The 17021-nt window shown below is 49.4% G+C and carries 19 protein-coding genes; 9 read left to right on the top strand and 10 right to left on the bottom strand.

From position 1 onward, the window contains the following. Positions 1-94: 94 nt before the first annotated feature. Positions 95-484 (bottom strand): DUF427 domain-containing protein, encoded by a 390-nt coding sequence (locus ACTNE6_RS05260; RefSeq protein WP_442498857.1) that lies wholly within the window; start codon positions 482-484, stop codon positions 95-97. A 67-nt stretch (positions 485-551) separates the two neighbouring features. Then, a complete protein-coding gene (locus tag ACTNE6_RS05255) occupies positions 552-932 on the bottom strand; it encodes a VOC family protein (protein WP_442498856.1) in 381 nt (126 codons plus the stop codon). A 274-nt stretch (positions 933-1206) separates the two neighbouring features. On the opposite strand from ACTNE6_RS05255, the gene ACTNE6_RS05250 reads away from it, so the two are divergent. The 3 genes from ACTNE6_RS05250 (at position 1207) to ACTNE6_RS05240 (ending at position 4004) form a co-directional block, all read left to right on the top strand. Next, a complete protein-coding gene (locus ACTNE6_RS05250; RefSeq protein WP_442498855.1) occupies positions 1207-1767 on the top strand; it encodes an arsenate reductase ArsC in 561 nt (186 codons plus the stop codon). Between the two features lie 325 nt (positions 1768-2092). Further along, positions 2093-2968: an IS982 family transposase gene (locus ACTNE6_RS05245; RefSeq protein WP_442498854.1), complete on the top strand. Its 876-nt coding sequence runs from the start codon at positions 2093-2095 to the stop codon at positions 2966-2968. Positions 2969-3269: 301 nt separating this feature from the next. Then, positions 3270-4004 carry a DUF4410 domain-containing protein gene (locus tag ACTNE6_RS05240; protein ID WP_442498853.1) on the top strand — a complete coding sequence of 245 codons (735 nt, stop codon included), beginning with the start codon at positions 3270-3272 and terminating at the stop codon, positions 4002-4004. A 123-nt stretch (positions 4005-4127) separates the two neighbouring features. Here ACTNE6_RS05240 and ACTNE6_RS05235 read toward each other — a convergent pair whose 3' ends face one another. Further along, positions 4128-5453: a hypothetical protein gene (locus tag ACTNE6_RS05235; protein ID WP_442498852.1), complete on the bottom strand. Its 1326-nt coding sequence runs from the start codon at positions 5451-5453 to the stop codon at positions 4128-4130. A gap of 421 nt (positions 5454-5874) precedes the next feature. Here ACTNE6_RS05235 and ACTNE6_RS05230 point away from each other — a divergent pair, with 421 nt between their 5' ends. The 3 genes from ACTNE6_RS05230 (at position 5875) to ACTNE6_RS05220 (ending at position 8594) form a co-directional block, all read left to right on the top strand. Continuing rightward, positions 5875-6288, top strand: coding sequence for a hypothetical protein (locus ACTNE6_RS05230; protein WP_194969392.1), 414 nt, complete (start codon positions 5875-5877; stop codon positions 6286-6288). Between the two features lie 140 nt (positions 6289-6428). Further along, positions 6429-6761: an ASCH domain-containing protein gene (locus tag ACTNE6_RS05225; RefSeq protein ID WP_434484120.1), complete on the top strand. Its 333-nt coding sequence runs from the start codon at positions 6429-6431 to the stop codon at positions 6759-6761. A 93-nt stretch (positions 6762-6854) separates the two neighbouring features. Beyond that, entirely contained in the window at positions 6855-8594 is a 1740-nt protein-coding gene (locus ACTNE6_RS05220; protein WP_442498851.1) for a L,D-transpeptidase family protein, read from the top strand. Positions 8595-8612: 18 nt separating this feature from the next. Here the strand turns inward: ACTNE6_RS05220 and ACTNE6_RS05215 are convergent, their stop codons facing one another. Next, complete coding sequence (locus ACTNE6_RS05215) at positions 8613-9128, bottom strand: YcbK family protein (RefSeq protein WP_442498850.1); 516 nt, start codon at positions 9126-9128, stop codon at positions 8613-8615. A 295-nt stretch (positions 9129-9423) separates the two neighbouring features. Further along, positions 9424-10119 carry a metal-dependent hydrolase gene (locus ACTNE6_RS05210; RefSeq protein WP_442498849.1) on the bottom strand — a complete coding sequence of 232 codons (696 nt, stop codon included), beginning with the start codon at positions 10117-10119 and terminating at the stop codon, positions 9424-9426. 116 nt (positions 10120-10235) lie between these two features. On the opposite strand from ACTNE6_RS05210, the gene ACTNE6_RS05205 reads away from it, so the two are divergent. Then, positions 10236-10640: a CoA-binding protein gene (locus ACTNE6_RS05205; RefSeq protein ID WP_442498848.1), complete on the top strand. Its 405-nt coding sequence runs from the start codon at positions 10236-10238 to the stop codon at positions 10638-10640. A gap of 656 nt (positions 10641-11296) precedes the next feature. Continuing rightward, positions 11297-11449 carry a hypothetical protein gene (locus tag ACTNE6_RS05200; protein ID WP_194969386.1) on the top strand — a complete coding sequence of 51 codons (153 nt, stop codon included), beginning with the start codon at positions 11297-11299 and terminating at the stop codon, positions 11447-11449. Positions 11450-11557: 108 nt separating this feature from the next. On the opposite strand, the gene ACTNE6_RS05195 is transcribed toward ACTNE6_RS05200, so the two are convergent. The 4 genes from ACTNE6_RS05195 to ACTNE6_RS05180 form a co-directional block, all read right to left on the bottom strand. Next, complete coding sequence (locus ACTNE6_RS05195) at positions 11558-12706, bottom strand: methyltransferase (protein ID WP_442498847.1); 1149 nt, start codon at positions 12704-12706, stop codon at positions 11558-11560. Positions 12707-12754: 48 nt separating this feature from the next. Continuing rightward, complete coding sequence (efpL, locus tag ACTNE6_RS05190; RefSeq protein WP_194969384.1) at positions 12755-13321, bottom strand: elongation factor P-like protein EfpL; 567 nt, start codon at positions 13319-13321, stop codon at positions 12755-12757. Between the two features lie 176 nt (positions 13322-13497). Continuing rightward, positions 13498-13806 (bottom strand): (2Fe-2S) ferredoxin domain-containing protein, encoded by a 309-nt coding sequence (locus ACTNE6_RS05185; protein ID WP_194969383.1) that lies wholly within the window; start codon positions 13804-13806, stop codon positions 13498-13500. A 67-nt stretch (positions 13807-13873) separates the two neighbouring features. Beyond that, positions 13874-14317: a ferritin-like domain-containing protein gene (locus ACTNE6_RS05180; RefSeq protein ID WP_194969382.1), complete on the bottom strand. Its 444-nt coding sequence runs from the start codon at positions 14315-14317 to the stop codon at positions 13874-13876. 135 nt (positions 14318-14452) lie between these two features. Between ACTNE6_RS05180 and ACTNE6_RS05175 the strand changes: the two genes are divergently transcribed. Continuing rightward, positions 14453-15613: a PQQ-dependent sugar dehydrogenase gene (locus ACTNE6_RS05175; RefSeq protein ID WP_442498846.1), complete on the top strand. Its 1161-nt coding sequence runs from the start codon at positions 14453-14455 to the stop codon at positions 15611-15613. Between the two features lie 107 nt (positions 15614-15720). Here ACTNE6_RS05175 and ACTNE6_RS05170 read toward each other — a convergent pair whose 3' ends face one another. Further along, entirely contained in the window at positions 15721-17016 is a 1296-nt protein-coding gene (locus ACTNE6_RS05170) for a dicarboxylate/amino acid:cation symporter (RefSeq protein WP_442499671.1), read from the bottom strand. Positions 17017-17021: the final 5 nt, after the last annotated feature.

Genomic DNA, 17021 nt, shown 5'->3' with positions numbered 1-17021 from the left:
ATGATGCAAATGTGACAATTTTGCCGATTCTGCCTGACGGCCTTTTGGGCGTATCTGAAGCTAATGTGAGCCAGCACGGACGATATTCGAGCGGCTACGCTTTAAGCCCTGGCGCAATATAAATTTCTGGAAACTTGTCGTCATCAAAAGCGAGCCGATCCTTCAATGCGTGATGCTCTTCATAAGGCTCCTCATAGGTCCAGACCGCATCCTCCAATACCTGACCGCCAAGCTTGAGATGGTAATAATGCGCGGTGCCTTTGAACGGGCATTTAGTCACGGTATCTGACCGCTCCAGTTTGTCCATGCTGATATCAGAACGGGGAAAATAATAGCGAGGCGGATGCTGGTCTTCGTCGACTTGAATGACATTGCTCGAATCAGCGATCACCTCGCCGTTGATCGAAACCTGAACGGGTTGATCAAGACGCTTTTCCTGGACTTTATGATCAGGCCATTTCTGGTGGCCGGGTGATTTGCTCATACTGACCTCCTGAGTGATGCTGTTTGTATTGATGCTGCTGAAAGAATCGCGTTTGCGGTTCGCCTGCCTAGCCCCCGCCGTAAGGGCGGGTGATGATTTCGAGGAGATGGCCATCGGGGTCTTCGAAATACACCCCGCGGCCGCCGTCACGGTGATTAATCTCGCCTGCCTGATGCTGGCCGGGATCAGCCCAGTATTCAAGCCCTCGCTCGCGGATGCGGCCGAAGATTCGGTCGAAATCGTCTTCACTGATCAGAAAAGCGTAATGCTGCGGCGTGATCTTGCCGTCTTTCTCGTAGAAGTCGAGCGAAACGCCGTTACTGAGTTCAACGACCAGAAACGGTCCGAAGGGTTTCGGGGCCGGCAGCCCAAGGAGCTCTGTCAGAAATGTTGCCGAACGTTGCTGATCGCGGCAAGAAACGATGGTGTGATTGAGTTGTATGCTCATAGGGATGCTCTCTGACATCGGGTTTGTTAATTCAGTGACCGCGGCGAATGCCGGGCAGTTCAACCCGATAGAATGGCGCTATCAAGCGTCGGCATGGATCGTGAAACTCTGGACTTGACTGACAGTCACTGAAATTAGTCTCACTTACTTCAGGCATTGACTGTCTAAATCATAATGAAATACTTGCCTGTTAATGTTCCTGTAAAGACAAACACTATCAGTAAAAATGCCGCTGATAAGGCGACACGATGATTGCTAACCTTGGGGATTAGTTATGGGCGATAAAATTTATAACGTTCTGATTTTATCTGTCAGCAATTCGGGGCGCAGCATCATGGCAGAAGCGCTGTTCAATAAGCTTGGCAAAGGCCGCTTTAATGCTTATAGCGCCGGCAGTCAGCCAACCGGCCAAGTGAATCCGTTTGCCATCGAACAAATCCGGAAAATGAATTACCCAACCGATGAACTGCGCAGTAAGAGCTGGAATGAATTCTCGGCGCCTGATGCGCCAAAAATGGATTTCGTTATCGCAATACGCGATGACATGGCAAATGAAGTTTGGCCCGCCTGGCCAGGCGATTCAATTACCATGTGCTGGGTATTTGAAGATCCTGCAGCCGTGCAAGGCAGCGATGAAGAAAAGCGCCTGGCATTTGAAAAGGTGTTTCTTTACCTCATGAATCGCGTGCGAATATTATCAGAAATGTCACGCGCCAATTTTAATAAACTGGCTTTCAAACGAGAAATGGAAGATATCCTTCGCGGAAGGGACACTATCTTTCACAAAATAAAATCAGTTGCGTCACGGTCGAAGTCAATGCAAAGCGATCAATGAGCTATGCCGCGCCAAGCAAGCCCGACACACTTGGCTTTGCTTCGCCTATGAATGGGAATTTTTGTGGCCGAACTAAGACTATCAGCGTCAGGTTTGATCCAAACAATATAAGTAAAATTTCTTTTTAACCATTCGACATCGGCAATTTACTCATTCCGGGGCTGATAGTCGAACGCCGCACTGAAACTGGCTGAGAGCCTTCAATATATAGGCATTGATACTTATTGATAACCTCAGTTCGGGATAAGAAAAGTAGGCAGATTTTTGAAAAACAAGAGAAATATAGACTCCGACCTCCATTTTTTTCCTCAAAAACCTGCCCACCATGAAATTAACACAATTGTTCTGCGATGTAGATGATTTTTGCCGGACTTTTATTCCAGTCTGGCAAGAAAAACAGTTGACGAACGGCGACCGGAAGCGTAACCGCGCACATCGCATGAGTTATAGCGAAATGATCACGCTGTTAGTGTCTTACCATCAGTCAGGCTACCGAACCTTCAAGTGGTTTTATCTCAATCATGTTCGGAAATATTGGCGATCAGCGTTTCCTAGCCTGTTGAGTTACAACCGGTTTATCGAGCTTCTGCCGCCTATCATCATGCCTTTGACGGCGTTCATGAACAGCCGTTGCGGTACCTCGCAAGGCATTGCTTTTATTGATTCTACGCCCCTGAAAGTCTGCAAGAATATCCGTATTCCCCGGCACAAAACCTTCGTCAAGGAAGCGGGGCGCGGCAAGTCATCGACGGGCTGGTTTTATGGCTTTAAACTGCACCTGGTCGTCAATGACCAGGGCGAAATCCTGTCATTTTGCATTACGGCAGGCAATGTCGATGACAGAAAACCGGTACCCAAACTGGTGAAATCATTGACCGGCAAGCTGTTTGGCGACCGAGGCTATATTTCGAAGCCATTAGCTCAACTGTTGGCCAGCCAGGATATTAAACTGATGACTACCTTGAAAAAGAACATGAAAGCTCAAGCCATCGATGCCTTTGATAAACTACTGCTGCGCAAGCGCAGTATCATCGAAACCATCAATGATCAGCTCAAGAATATTGGCGATCTCGAGCACTCGCGACATCGCTCGTTGCCCAATTACATGTCCAATATCATCGCGAGTTTAGTCGCTTATTCCTATCAGGATAAAAAGCCAGCTCTTCAATTACGTGAGGCCGATCTATTACCTCTTTTATAGAACGCTTAAACCGAACTCAGGTTATTGATAAGGTATGCGGGGCACTGCACACTTCTTAATAATGAGTTAGCGCTTTTATCGGCTCCGTTTGCCTTACTTTATTCAATCTGAGCGGGACAATTTTTCATCTGCTCTAAATCGCGTTTCAATCGCAGTTTATGGATAGAGGCTTAAAGCTTGCGAATGCCCTGGCTCGCTCTCGGCCCTGTAGATTTTTAAACGGATCGATATAATGCTATAAAGACAGTCCGATCCATTATCTAATTAGCGAGACAATGCTATGGTAAGCCGCAATTTCAGTATGTACTTTGTGGGCCTGATAGGCTGGATGGCCTTGATTACCGGCTGTCAGATGCACCGCGATACCGATTCCCGCAATGTGCTGGGCGCTGTTGAAATCCGCGATGAACAAATTAAAGGACAATGGCCGGCCAAGCTGCCCAAAACAGTTTATGTCAGCGACTTTATCCTTGATGCACAGCGCATCGAAGGCGATCAGGGCGTCAAGGGCGTTCTGCCCGGTGGGCGTTTAGGTCAGATCGGACAGCGATTGCCGCACCCGATGGCGGTCTCGGATCCTCAAGCGCGGGCCAGGGAAATCGTTAATGATATGAGCCAGAGCCTGATCAGGAATCTCAGGAATAAAGGCTTCACCACTCAACGCCTGTCCGGCACGCAGGCAACGCTGCCGCGCGACGGCTGGCTGTTGCAGGGCATATTTACCGAGGTCGATGAAGGCAACCGTATCAAACGAGCTGTGATCGGCTTTGGCCGCGGCGCGACCCGCATGAACGTTCAGGTCGGCGTCAGCAATCTGGCCAGCGCGCAGCCGCAAACGCCTTTTATCCTATTCGGCACCATCAAAGATCCCAAAAAAGTACCCGGCGCTGCCGTCACCGCGAATCCTTATGTGGCCGCTGCCAGATTTGTCATGGAGAAAAACGCGACGGAAAAGGATATCGAAAAAACCGCCGAACAGATTGTCAACGAGATTCTGAAGCATACACAAAAATTCAAAGAACAGGCACGCCAATAGAATCAAATTATCAGTTGATCGCTGTTTATCGGCAGAGCATTTTATACATTTCCGAAAGCACAAGCTCAGCCCGTGAAGGCTGCAATAAGCCCGGGCAGGCCAAGGCTTATTGCAGGATCAGAATTAAAGCGATTTCAGATACTCGACCAGGTCTGCTTTTTCCTGATCGGTTAACCCCAATTTTAAATGATCGTTATAGTGATTCACCACGTCAAGCAGCGAGGCGAAGCGCCCGTCATGGTAAAAGCCGCCTTTGGTGTGGGTCCACAGGCCTTTCAAGGGCGAAGTGCGATAACGCATATCCGGCGACCGGTTGGCTTGAAAATCGTCAATGCCGATCTCTTCGGCAGTATGCATATTCCATCCCGGCTCGCTATAAGTCGGCGGCACATGGCAGGTTGCGCATTGGCCTTTGTCTTCGAAAACCTGTTTGCCGCTGGCTGCAGCGGATGGATTGAAACTGCCTTGCGGCGCCTTTGGCGCGGGAATCGCCAGTTGATAAAAATGCAGCGACGGCAGTTTTGAACTGACGAGATCAGGTTCATTGCGCACATCGTCGAAACCGGCTTTGGCCGCGATCGGGAATTGTGAGGCATCTTTCAGGCGCGGATCGAAGAAGGTGCCTTTTCCGTGCATTTCCAGCACGGCGACGAAGGCATTCCAGTGCGGCACGGAACCCCAGCCGGTCCAGGTGTGCAGATTAACGCCTGCCAGACCAAATGCGGGCGGAATGAGCGTAGCGGCCGACTTGCCATCCGGACGGAAGGCTTTGCCGTCGAGGACAAGCTCGGCATCAAACTTTCCAGGCCCCCAGGACGCCAGCACCTTGCGCACCGTATCCTCGTCGACTTCGAGCAACGTCGTAAACGCGCTAAGGTCAGGAGCCAGACTGATTATCGCGCCGACATTGAGATCGCGATTGGCCCAGCCGTCGAGCCTATGGCCAATCCCGGGCGCCAGTGAATTATCCACTGTGGAATGACAGAGCGCGCATTGTATGCCGATTGAGCTCAGGTCATTTCCGGTAAAGAAGCCCTTGACGCCGACAACGGCATTGAGGCGCAGCAATTCAAGCGTACCTGCCGGATCATCGAGGTTTACGCGGCCGCTTTTCAGGCTGGATAGGATACCGGCCGGAAGCGCATCCACATCAACCTTGAGGCCAACCCCCAGCGCCGCCTTCGGACTCACGCCCGGGCCTACGCCGCCGAATCTGGCGCCCTTGATTGCCCGATGCAATTTCAGCGTATCGCCCCAGAAGGCCTCGTCGCCGAATGTATCGCGACGAAAAATTTCCCTGCCGTCATCCAGCATTTGCTGCGCTTGTTTATTAATTTGTTTATCGAGTTTTGTGAGCCTGCGATGATTGTCATCGGAAAAGGCCGTACCGGCTAATACGGAAACGGTCAATACGGGAATTACTAACATATATTTCCAATATTGTTTCATGAATAATCTCCATTTCTTAGTTGAGAAATTGGGATATAAACATCAGATAAAAGAATACTATCCTCTACTCCATCAATCTGAATGCTAGGTTTACTCTTAAGAGCAGAGCTCTGTCTGTACGTTAGCGTACGTAAGAGGCTCTGCATGATGCTTATTTATTGCACATCATAAGCCGGCGCTTTGTCTTTTAGTCCAATACTTCTGGAACTGTAATGCGGCATATACGGCAACCGGCATCTTGTCCTGCCAGATACTTTTGATACGCCAACGTGGCCGCTAACACGGCTCTGCTCATGAAAAAAGAAGCATGAGATAAAGTTCCTGCGGCCTTCTTCAAAAGGAACTTTTGGTTCTGGCAGTGTTTCTAATTTTTTGAGTATGTTTTTTTGCTTAAAACCAAACCACTACAAGGTGACTACCAATGAAACATATCAATCAATTGATGGCTGCTTTTTTACTGTTAGTTTCCTACAGCATGATGAGTTCCGCCGTCGAACCCACGAACAAACCCGAGTCCCAAGGCATGGGAAGGGGCATGGGCGGAATGGGTGGAGGCATGGGCGGTATGATGGGTGGAGGCATGGGCGGAGGAATGGGCGGCATGACCGAAGAACAAAGAGATCAGCATATCCGTTCTATGCAGGAGCATATGCTGCAGATGCATGAACTCTCCGATCAAATTTTGAAAGAAAAGGATCCCGCCAAAAAAGAACAATTGAAAAAACAACAGTTTGATCTGATAAAAGCCCATCATAATCAGATGATGGAACATCGTCAGCAATTGCGGCAAGAACATCAAAAAATGATGCAGCCGGAACCCAAAACCAAACAATAAGTTATCAGGCGGCTGGCATCAGCCGCCTGGCAATCAAGCCCTCGTCATTGCCTCAGATTTCTGAGCAGTTGCCATTAACTATTTCTGATTGTCATCAGGTTGAGGTATCGTATCCTTCTTTTTAAGCTAAGGATTACCTGATGAACAACAATTACCCTGAGAAAACTTGCCATATTGACCGTCTCGTAACCCACCCCAAACTGGTTGCCGCCGCACTGAGCGGGCAAAAGACCCAACAGCGCCGTGATGGCATCTACGCTTATCCGGGGGAAACTTTTGAACTGGAAGGCACGACATTTACCGTTACGGCGGTGGAGCGCCAAAGCCTGGGCGATATGACTGATGCAGATGCGCAAGCCGAAGGCTATCCGAATCTTGACGCTTATAAAGATATAATCCTGAGAATGCACGCTGGCATGACCTGGAACAATGACAGCCTGGTCTGGGTCCATTCTTTTAAACGCAACGACTAGTCTACGTCGGCATTTTTCACATTCATGTGCAACTCCGGCAATAACCGAGTCGCCTAAATCTGCGCATCATCTTTATGGAGTTTGTCATACTAAATGTTTTTACATATGATTCATCCAGGTAATCTGAGCGTTTACAACAAATGGACGGTCATTGTCTGGTTTATTCTGGGGCTGATGTTTTCTCCCTTGTCCCGCTCGGCAGAAGGTACAACCGATCCCGTGCTGGTTGAAGTCATCAGTTCCCTGCTGACTTCAAACCGGCATCCCTACCTGCCGCATAATGACATCTATGACCAGCATGAAGACATTCAGGCGCTGTACCAGTTGAATAACTATCAATTGGTCTGGTTAAAGAACGGCGCTTTAGACAGCCAGGTGGATGATGTATTAGCGCTGTTGGCAAATGCAGAAGAAAACGGCTTGGATGCGCAGAATTATGATGCGGCTTATCTTGCTCAGAAATGGCTGCAGATCAAGGCCGGCCAGAATGCATCGCTACCGGCCCTGGCACTGTATGATACGGCGTTGAATATAGCGCTGCTGCGTTATCTTTCCGATCTGCATTACGGTCAGGTCAAAACTCATAATGTGAAACTGGGCGCCGATATTATCCTGGAGCAGATCAGTCTTGCCGGCTTGATTGTGGAAGCCGCCGTTCAGAAAAAACCGTCCGAGCTCGTTGCCAAGGTTGAGCCTGTCATGCCTGTCTACCGGCATTTAAAAGAAGCCTTGTCCAAATACCGGCAGCTCGCTCGAACACATGCTTTTCATCAGTTCACGTTTACGCAAATGTTAAGGCCGGGCCAACGTGATTCGCAAATAGTATTTCTGCGCGAGCTACTGACGGCTTTGGGCGACATGGCTGAGCCGGCGGAGCCCCTCGATGCGAAAAGCGGCAAACTTTATGATGCCGCCTTGGCCGATGGCGTCAGGAATTTTCAATTGCGGCACGGACTTGGCGGTGACGGCGTCATTGGCAAAAGCACAGTCGCCGCCCTCAATGTGCCCCTCGCTGACCGGGTCCGGCAAATTGAACTGTCCATGGAACGATTCCGCTGGCTGCCCAGATTGAAGGAAGGTTCGCTGATTATCGTCAATATTCCAGCTTTCCAGTTATGGGCTTATGAATCGATCGGCATGGAAACGGCGCCGACTTTGAACATGAAAGTGATCGTCGGCAAATCGTTGAACAAGCAGACGCCTGTATTCATGGCCAACATGAAATTTCTTGAGTTCAGACCTTACTGGAACGTGCCGAGAAGCATCGTCAAGGAGGAATTGCTGCCTAAACTGCGCCTGAACTGGTCTTATCTTGCCAGCCAGAATATGGAACTGGTCAACGCCTTCGGTCCGAATGCAACCGTGATGGCAGTCAATGGCGAGACGATAAATCTTTTAAGTCAAGGCGCTTTAAAAGTCAGACAGCGCCCCGGCCGTTTGAATGCGCTGGGCAATGTGAAATTCATGTTTCCGAATGATTACAATGTGTACCTGCACGATACGCCTACCCAAAGGTTGTTCAAGCGCACAAGAAGAGACTTCAGTCATGGCTGCGTTCGGGTCGAAGACCCTGAAGCATTAGCCGAATTCGTGCTGAAATCCAAGGATGGCTGGGATCGTCAAAGAATCAGCAATGCCATGCGTCGGGACAATCCCAGATACGTCCCATTGGACAATCCCATCCCGGTCATTATTTTCTATGCCACGGCAATGGCTACTAATGATCAGGTGTTATTTTTCGAGGATATATACGGACTCGATAATCCGTTGATTCAGGCGCTAGCCAATCCGGTTCAAAAGAAACCAGCCGATACGGCCGCCCTCACTGAATAAAAAACAGTCGCTTAAAATTTACCAGGTTCTGACCCGGCCCGTGTCGAGATGCACGAAGTTCGAACGCCGGTAGTAGCCGACGCCGCCGGATTGCATGGCAATCGCGGCATTACGCAAATGCTTGGTATTAAACCCTTCAATACGAATATCGATGGCTCTGCCCTGCATATGCAGACTGTGGGTGGCCACGCCGCTGCTCCGCTCCTGCAACAGCGCATTGGTATAAGGCGAGCGATAACCGGAAATAATGTGGAACGGTTTGTTTACGCCCAGCATGGTCCGTAGATTGTAAAGCTGATCCAGCAGAGCCGTATCGATGTCGTAGACATCATCGGTTCTGTGATCCCTCAGCAGATAATTAACTTCCTGCAAGGCATCTGAAAGATACCGGCCTTGTTCAAAATAAGTTAATGCTAATCTTTCGCCGGTATGGGTGTTTAAAAAAGCGAGGTTTCGGGCGGACTGAAAAAACTTTCTTGGTGAAGCCTCAACGAGACTGGGAAAACCTGCAACTAATGAGCCGCAGGCTAACATCTGTAAAAATCTTCGCCGATTAATTTGACTCTGAGATTTATCGATTGTTGACATATTTTTTACTGATTCCTCTTGCGCGGATCGATAACAACCATACAGACATAACACTGATCCGCTACCGATACTTTAAAAAAACCAAAATACCGGAGTTACGTCCAAAAAGCGGCTATTTTATTGTATTTGGCAGTTATCTGACAATTAAGCCACAAATTGAGCCACTGTTTTCTTATCTTCAAAAAGTATAGTCTATTAAATATCAACAGGCTCGGAATTAAACCTGAAGCGTTTTCTTATTTTACTGGCAAAGCTTCGCTTGCGTTAAATACTGATTCCAGTGCGCTGCCTGCCAAACCTTCAGGAAAGGCGCCGGCGACGGCGCCAGCCAGTAAAGCGTTATCGTACAGACTGTCATTAACACAGAGGCTGGAATATTTTTATAGCTGAACAATTTCAACGCCGTGCCAAATGATTTTTTTATTCTGGTATTGGATAAATCGACACTGTACAGTTCATCCAGCAACAGATGCACAATAAAGCCGATAGCTATGAACGAGCCATTCAGCCAAGCGTGTAAGATATCCCACTCAAGGAAATAAAAACTGATACAGGTCATTAAACAGGCGAAAAACGCGGCGGCCAATAATGAATGAAACACGCCACGATGCTCGGTAAAACTGTTAAACAGGAAAAACAAGCCATAACGTATCCCCAGATAAGTGGCCACAACGCCCAGCAACAACTGCTGTTGAACATAGCTATCCTTGAATGCCATCCATACACCGGACACGCCCAATAAGGCCAAGACATTGAACAACAGCTTGACCGGTTTGGAATTGCTGGCATCGATATCAGGCAGCATGCCGCCGACTATGCCTAAAAAAATAAGCCAGGGCGCATCGGCGCCATCAATCAGCTGCACATTAGCAGCAACTAGGGCGGCGCCACTGCTGGCAGCAGCGGCGATGAATACATGGGCTTTAAAATCCGCCATACTAAGCAATGATCTCCTAATTATCAGAACAAAAAGGCGCGTATGACATCATATATCTGTGTATATGGCAACTTGGCTCAACAATTATTCGTAACCCTGACTTTTTCGGAGCGCTTATGCCGGATCTGATTTCACTCCTGGAATATCCCGATACGACAATCGCCATTGTTGGCGCCACCGATAATCCCGCCAAATTCGGCAATATCATTTATAAAGATCTGAAGCGTAAGGGCTTCCGATTGTTTCCGGTCAACCCTAACAAGCAAGTGGTAGAGCGGGATTTGGTTTATCCATCACTAGCCAAAATTCCCGAGAAACCGACAATCGTCGACTTTGTGGTCCCGCCAGAAGTCACCCTGGCTGTGTTAAAACAATGCCTTGATCTGGGCCTGATGAATGTCTGGCTGCAACCGGGTACAACCAACCCGGCAGTCATGGATTTTTTACAACAAAACCGGTTTCACTATCTGGCGGCGTGCATCATGGTAGAAACCCGATTTATTTCAAGAAATAAAACTTGACAGAATGTTGTCAAAGTTATTTTTCCCACAGCTGAGGGTAGCGATTTTTTTGCGTCCAATTATTGGACTTGTCAATCACTATTTAACTGACAAAATCATATCAAATGACAGTATTGACATTTTTATCTCATTGATAAATAAGAATAATGATTCAAATTCGGAATGATTGTTCAAAAGCTGAACAATCTGACAAAAAGACTTTAAAAGTGGCTAGTTAGCGAATTTATTTTCAAGTTACTCACAAAGTTATCCACAGAAAATGTGGATAACTTTATCAGACTTGATCTGCTTTTTTGTACCTGAACGAGAGCAATATACAATTTACTCTCCTAATAAGTCTGCTTCTGACGTTGCGCTGGTGCAACAGAGTCATTGAGATAACAATTGTACCGCACAGAGGGCGGCGGATAATGAATGGCAGAACTTGTCCACCATTAAACGTCATATCAACTGATTCGAATTTCTAGCTGAAAAAAGGAGCTTTGCTTGGCTTGATGATGGGATTCCTGCCGAATCAGGACAATCAGCTCCATAATTATTTCAAAATAGGAAATTATTAATTAATAATTAGCCATATTGTCAACTAATAAGTGCGTCTGTATAGTATGCCTCAATTCACTTATTTCCTATTCTCAACATACTAACGGATCTTCAAAATGACTGATTTTCAAAGAGATGTTTTAATTGGCCTGATGTTCATCACCGGCGTTTTCGGTTTTATTTCCGGCGAATTCATTGTTTCTACCGTTCTGTTCGCAGCATCGGCTATTTTTAGCAACATATTCTTCAATCGCAAGCTGCACAGCTAAGATTTTTTACCATCTCCTGGTATTGCACTCCAGATAGTGACGATTGATTGTCCTGTTTGACCTCTCATACTCCCAATGCTCTTTTCGGCATTGGGAGTTTTTTTTGCCCTAAAGTTGCTGATTGCTGATACGGGCCCACAAAATCACAAATTTCGCATTGGCTGCGACGACCGAACAGGTGCCGAACAGCCGTTTAAGCGCGACGTGATAATCCAGATGACGATTGCCGATCACCCATAACTCGCCGCCTGGCCGCAATATCCTGCGCGAATGCTTGAACATGCTCGAAGCGATCTGATCGCCTACGGTATGCTGCTGGTGAAAAGGGGGATTGCAAAGAATCAAGTCGGCCGAATTCGGCTCAAAATCCGTCAGTCCATCGCCGGTGCGAAATATCGCCAGCCGCTTCGCTCCCAAAGCGCGAAGGAAATTTTCTTCGGCGGAAGCCACGGCCATAAAGGACTCATCAACAAAGTGAACGGTCGCCTGCGGATTGCGTACAGCCGCCATCAGGCCGACTATCCCATTGCCGCAGCCCAGATCAACAATATCGCGCGCTTCGGGCTTGACCGGCAGATGCTGCAGAAAAAAGCGCGTACCGATGTCGAGGCTGTCGCGCGAAAACACGTTGGCATGATTAGTAATCAGATAATCGGTGCCCTCGAGCCGATAGCGAACCGGATAAGGATTGGCCGGCACCATCCGCTTCGGGTCCGGCGAAGCGAAAATCAATCGCGCCTTTTTGTGGGCCAGAGATGTTGTCGTCGGCCCGACCAGACGTTCCAGTATTTTCCAGACCGAAGCCGGCAATGCCTTTATCATGCCGCCCACGATAATCTGCGTCGATGAGGTCAAATGCGGCTGCAGGCGTATCAGTTCATCCTCCAGCAAAGCCAGCGTCTTGGGCACTTTGATCAGAACCCGATCGAAAACGCCGCCCGGTGCGTCCAGGCTGCTCAGCAGCCTGACGCTGTCTTCGGCCAGGCCATTCTCGGCCAGATTCATGCGTGTCGCCTGCTGCGACAGATAGGAATCGGAAATCGCCTGCGGTCCAAAACGGCTCAACGCCACGGCCAGCGCGCCGAATGTGTCGTTGAGAATTAAAATCCGGGCATCGGCCGGCAGTTTCCCGTCTTCGGCCAGATAATCGAGCAGGTATTCATCGGCTGCGTCCCAGGCGCGCAGCAATTCGCGCGCACGCAACGGCAGGCGATTCAGTTTAAATTCGCCCTGAGGTACGGTTAAGAGATTGTCCACACGAGGTCTGTCATAGGGGCAACCGCGGGATTGCCCAATTCAATAGTATTAAGCGCGCGACATGAATTTGCCGGTCAGGGTATTGATTCTGATCAGCTCTTCATTTTCCAGGTATTCCGGCACCTGGACTTCCAGGCCGGTTGTCAGGCGCGCCGGCTTGGTGCGGCCTGTCATCGTCGCGCCTTTAATGCCGGGCGCCGTCTCCACGATCCTGAGCGCAACCGATCCGGGCAATTCGATAGCCAGCAAGGCGTCATCTATCAGCAAAGCCACTATGCCTTCGAGACCTTCGGTCAGGTATTCCTTCTGCCCCTCCAGATCTTCGGCACTGAGGCTGTACTGGGTATAATCTTCCATATTCATGAAGATATAGTTGTCGCCATCGATATAAGAAAACTGCACTTTGGCGCGTATGCAGTCGGCGTCCTTAAAGAAATCATCGCCCTTTAAAGACTCGTCCAGCTTCTGGCCCGTCTTGAGATTGTTAAAGCGGACTTTATACAACGTCGTTGCGCCGCGGGACGAAGGGCTTCTGACTTCGACTTGCTTGACCACATGCGGGACGCCGTTGATTTCGACAACCATACCTTTCTTTAAATCACTGGCCTTTGCCACAAAATTCTCCTTACGATAACCCCTGCCGCCGTACAACAAGGTTATGGATTAATAATCAATGAAGGCCGCTCAAACCGATAGCGGCAATTTTTATATTGGGGCAGACATTATATCGCAGAAGCGCGGCTTGACGCAGTTCGTCAAAGACAACCAGTAGGCTGGACGGGTTTGTTCGCCTAAATCTTCAAGCGCTCGACGATCCGTCCATGCTGCAGATGCTCTTCAATAATCTCATCGATATCGGCCTTATCGTGATAGGTGTACCATACCCCTTCCGGATAAACCACCAGCACGGGACCTTCAGCACAGCGATCCATGCAACCGGCATTATTGACACGGCACTTGCCCGGGCCGTTCAGTTTCAATTTTTTAACCTGATCCTTGGCATAATCGCGCACAATCGATGCGCCGCGGTTCGCGCAGCAAGCACTGCCATTCTCGCGCTGGTGGGTACAGAAGAATACGTGGTATTTATAATAGCTCATGGCAATTCACATCATAGTCTTGTCAGCCGCCTATTTTATCGCGGCCTGAAAATTTACACAGATTTCTTTACTGGCCGGGTTTTCTGAGCATTTTGCGTACTTCGCTCTGATGCGTTTCCTCCTGTGCGATCAGGCGCCTGGCATACTCCTCCAGCATCACGTTGCGGTCCTTCACCAACTCCAGCAATTCATAATAAGCCGATAAAGCCAGCATTTCATGCTCCAGCGATTCTCTCAGGATGTCGCCGATGTCATGCCGGTGCGACTCCAGCAATGGGCCGATGCCGAGGGAAGGATGCCCGCCCAAACCGGTGATCAACTCGCCTGCTTGATTGGCATGACCCAAAGATTCAGTTGCATGACTTCGCAGCCACGAAATGATGGGGATACGATTATAGCCATATATCATCAATGCGTAATGCGAATAACAAACAACACCGGCCAGTTCGGTTTCCAGGATTTTATTCAGCACGGCCACCACTGCGTCATTATCGATTCCGGTTTCAGCCATAGTAATCTCCAAGAAAATGTTGATGAACGTCTTACTCATTTGAAAAGAAACTTCCTGATTGGTGCCCGCTCAAATGACAAAAATGGGATTTAACACAGCCTCGAAAAGAATTTTGATAATCGGACGGACATTCCTATGCATAAATCTCTTTGGACACTGGCGCGTATCATTGTCATAGGAGCCATTCTAGGGTTCCTGGTTTCCCGTTTGTTCGGCATCAATACACCTGTTCTGAAGAAAAATCCGCCGGCTGAAGATCTGCTGACTACGCGCTTACGCCTGCCGCCGGGCTTTTCGATTTCGATCTATGCAAAAAATTTACCGGGCGCCCGCATGCTGCGTTTTACTGAAGCGGGCGATCTGCTGGTAAGCCTGCCCTCTGACGACCGGGTCGTATTGCTTGAGCGTGATGACAATCATGACGGCGCGCCGGATGGCAGACGGGATCTGCTGACCGGGCTGAAACGGCCGCACGGCCTGGATTTCTATCAGGGACGTTTGTATGTTGCCGAAACCGATGCAATCGGGCGCGTACGCTTCGATGCCCGATCACGCGCGACACAAGGCGAATACGAGCGTATCGTCACCGATATTCCGGGCGGCGGCAATCACTGGAGCCGCACGGTGCGGTTCGGCCCGGATGGCCTGATGTATGTATCGATCGGATCGAGCTGCAATGCCTGCCTGGAAAAGACTCCGAAACGGGCAGCCATGCTGCGCTATGACCCGAACGGCGGGCATGAAACGCTATTCGCAACAGGGCTGCGCAATACGGTCGGCTTTGACTGGCACCCGGTCACTCATGAACTGTTCGGCGTCGATAATGGCCGTGATTTTCTAAGCGATGACTTCCCTCCCTGCGAACTTAACCGGATTGAACAAGACAAATTTTACGGATGGCCTTATGCCAATGGCAATAAAGTCCCCGATCCCGATTTTGGTGCCGGCAATGAGGAAAGAATAAGCGGCAGCGAGGCCCCAATTCATGAATTTGCCGCCCATGCCTCGCCTCTTGGCATCACTTTTCTTCGCAGTAAAAACTTGCCGTCAAAGTTTAAAAACTCAGCGTTAGTGGCTCTGCATGGTTCCTGGAACCGCACCCAAAAAATCGGCTATAAAGTTGTATCGCTGCATTTCGAACCCAATGGTGCGATCAAGGAACGCGACTTTGTCACAGGTTTTGAGCGGCAAGGCGATGTCATAGGCCGACCAGTTGATGTTGCCGAAGGGCCGGACGGCGCTATCTATATTTCGGATGACTTTACCGGCAGTATTTACCGGATTTACCGGCATTAATAAGGCGTAACAGTCAGCCCCAGAAAACACCCCGAAGCACAAAACTTCGTGGCCTTTGTATTATTCGAGGTAAAAATCCATGGCCATTACGTGACATGAGAGAGGAATTATTCAGGAGACTGCTGCTCAACCGCTTCGCCTATACCGTTAAGCTCTGCATCAAGCTGCTTCCCGTCCAGTTCATTTTCCCATTTAGAGGCAACCACGGTCGCAACGCCGTTGCCGATGAGATTGGTCAACGCGCGCGCCTCGGACATAAAGCGGTCTATGCCGAGAATCAATGCCAGTCCCGCCAGCGGAATGGTCGGAATGGCTGACAGCGTCGAGGCCAGGGTAACAAAGCCGCTGCCGGTGACGCCCGATGCACCCTTCGAGGTCAGCAGCAAGACGCCCAGAATCGTCAATTCCTGGGTCAGCGTCAGCGGCGTATTGGTGGCCTGTGCGACAAAAATCGCGGCCATGGTCAGGTAAATCGATGTGCCGTCCAGATTGAATGAATAGCCGGTCGGAATCACTAATCCCACGACCGGTTTCGAACAACCCAGTTTCTCCATTTTCAGCATGATGCGCGGCAATACCGATTCTGAAGAAGACGTGCCCAGCACGATGAGCAATTCATCCTTGATATAGCGTATGAATTTCAGAATACTGAAGCCCGCCAATCGTGCGATCAGTCCCAGCACGATAAAAATAAACAGCAGGCAGGTCAGATAAAAGCTGCCCATCAATTTCGCCAAAGGCGCGAGCGATGCGATACCGTATTTGCCGATAGTAAAAGCCATGGCACCGAAAGCGCCAATCGGCGCCAGCTTCATGATAGTTGCTACAATGCCGAAGAGTACTTGCGAGATCTTGTCGATGAACAGCTTTACGTCTTCGCCGAGCTGTCCCAGCGCAGCCAGCGAGAAACCGAACAACAACGCAATCAGCAGCACCTGCAGAATGTCTCCCTTGGCGAAGGCATCGACAACACTGGCGGGAATGATATTGAGCAGGAAATCCACCGCGTTTTGCGATTTCGCCGCCGTAGTATAGGCCGTCAGGCTTTTGGTATCGAGCGTGGCGACATCAATATTCATGCCCGCGCCGGGCTTGATGACATGGACCACGATCAATCCGATGACCAGCGCCAACGAACTGACGACCTCAAAATAAACCAGCGCCTTGATGCCGACGCGTCCAACCTTGTTCATGTCCCGCATGCCGGCGATACCGGAAACGACAGTACAGAAGATGATCGGCGTGATAATCATCTTGATCAGCTTGATGAAGCCGTCGCCCAGCGGTTTCATGGCGATGCCGGTTTCAGGATAGAAATGGCCAAGCAAAATGGCCAGAGCAATAGCCGTCAATACTTGAAAATAAAGCTGCTGATAAGGTTTCTTTCGGTTTTGCGCCTGCATGAATA

Source organism: Methylobacter sp. sgz302048 (genome assembly GCF_052162025.1).
In the GTDB taxonomy this organism is placed as follows: Bacteria; Pseudomonadota; Gammaproteobacteria; order Methylococcales; family Methylomonadaceae; genus Methylobacter.
Note: the sequence above shows the minus strand (reverse complement) of the source record. Positions and strands in the feature narration are given on the sequence as shown.

Coding starts and splice junctions, on each gene's coding strand:
- ACTNE6_RS05260 (WP_442498857.1), bottom strand. CDS start 484: ATGAGCAAATCACCCGGCCACCAGAAATGGCCTGATCATAAAGTCCAG.
- ACTNE6_RS05255 (WP_442498856.1), bottom strand. CDS start 932: ATGAGCATACAACTCAATCACACCATCGTTTCTTGCCGCGATCAGCAA.
- ACTNE6_RS05250 (WP_442498855.1), top strand. CDS start 1,207: ATGGGCGATAAAATTTATAACGTTCTGATTTTATCTGTCAGCAATTCG.
- ACTNE6_RS05245 (WP_442498854.1), top strand. CDS start 2,093: ATGAAATTAACACAATTGTTCTGCGATGTAGATGATTTTTGCCGGACT.
- ACTNE6_RS05240 (WP_442498853.1), top strand. CDS start 3,270: ATGTACTTTGTGGGCCTGATAGGCTGGATGGCCTTGATTACCGGCTGT.
- ACTNE6_RS05235 (WP_442498852.1), bottom strand. CDS start 5,453: ATGAAACAATATTGGAAATATATGTTAGTAATTCCCGTATTGACCGTT.
- ACTNE6_RS05230 (WP_194969392.1), top strand. CDS start 5,875: ATGAAACATATCAATCAATTGATGGCTGCTTTTTTACTGTTAGTTTCC.
- ACTNE6_RS05225 (WP_434484120.1), top strand. CDS start 6,429: ATGAACAACAATTACCCTGAGAAAACTTGCCATATTGACCGTCTCGTA.
- ACTNE6_RS05220 (WP_442498851.1), top strand. CDS start 6,855: ATGTTTTTACATATGATTCATCCAGGTAATCTGAGCGTTTACAACAAA.
- ACTNE6_RS05215 (WP_442498850.1), bottom strand. CDS start 9,128: ATGTTAGCCTGCGGCTCATTAGTTGCAGGTTTTCCCAGTCTCGTTGAG.
- ACTNE6_RS05210 (WP_442498849.1), bottom strand. CDS start 10,119: ATGGCGGATTTTAAAGCCCATGTATTCATCGCCGCTGCTGCCAGCAGT.
- ACTNE6_RS05205 (WP_442498848.1), top strand. CDS start 10,236: ATGCCGGATCTGATTTCACTCCTGGAATATCCCGATACGACAATCGCC.
- ACTNE6_RS05200 (WP_194969386.1), top strand. CDS start 11,297: ATGACTGATTTTCAAAGAGATGTTTTAATTGGCCTGATGTTCATCACC.
- ACTNE6_RS05185 (WP_194969383.1), bottom strand. CDS start 13,806: ATGAGCTATTATAAATACCACGTATTCTTCTGTACCCACCAGCGCGAG.
- ACTNE6_RS05180 (WP_194969382.1), bottom strand. CDS start 14,317: ATGGCTGAAACCGGAATCGATAATGACGCAGTGGTGGCCGTGCTGAAT.
- ACTNE6_RS05175 (WP_442498846.1), top strand. CDS start 14,453: ATGCATAAATCTCTTTGGACACTGGCGCGTATCATTGTCATAGGAGCC.
- ACTNE6_RS05170 (WP_442499671.1), bottom strand. CDS start 17,016: ATGCAGGCGCAAAACCGAAAGAAACCTTATCAGCAGCTTTATTTTCAA.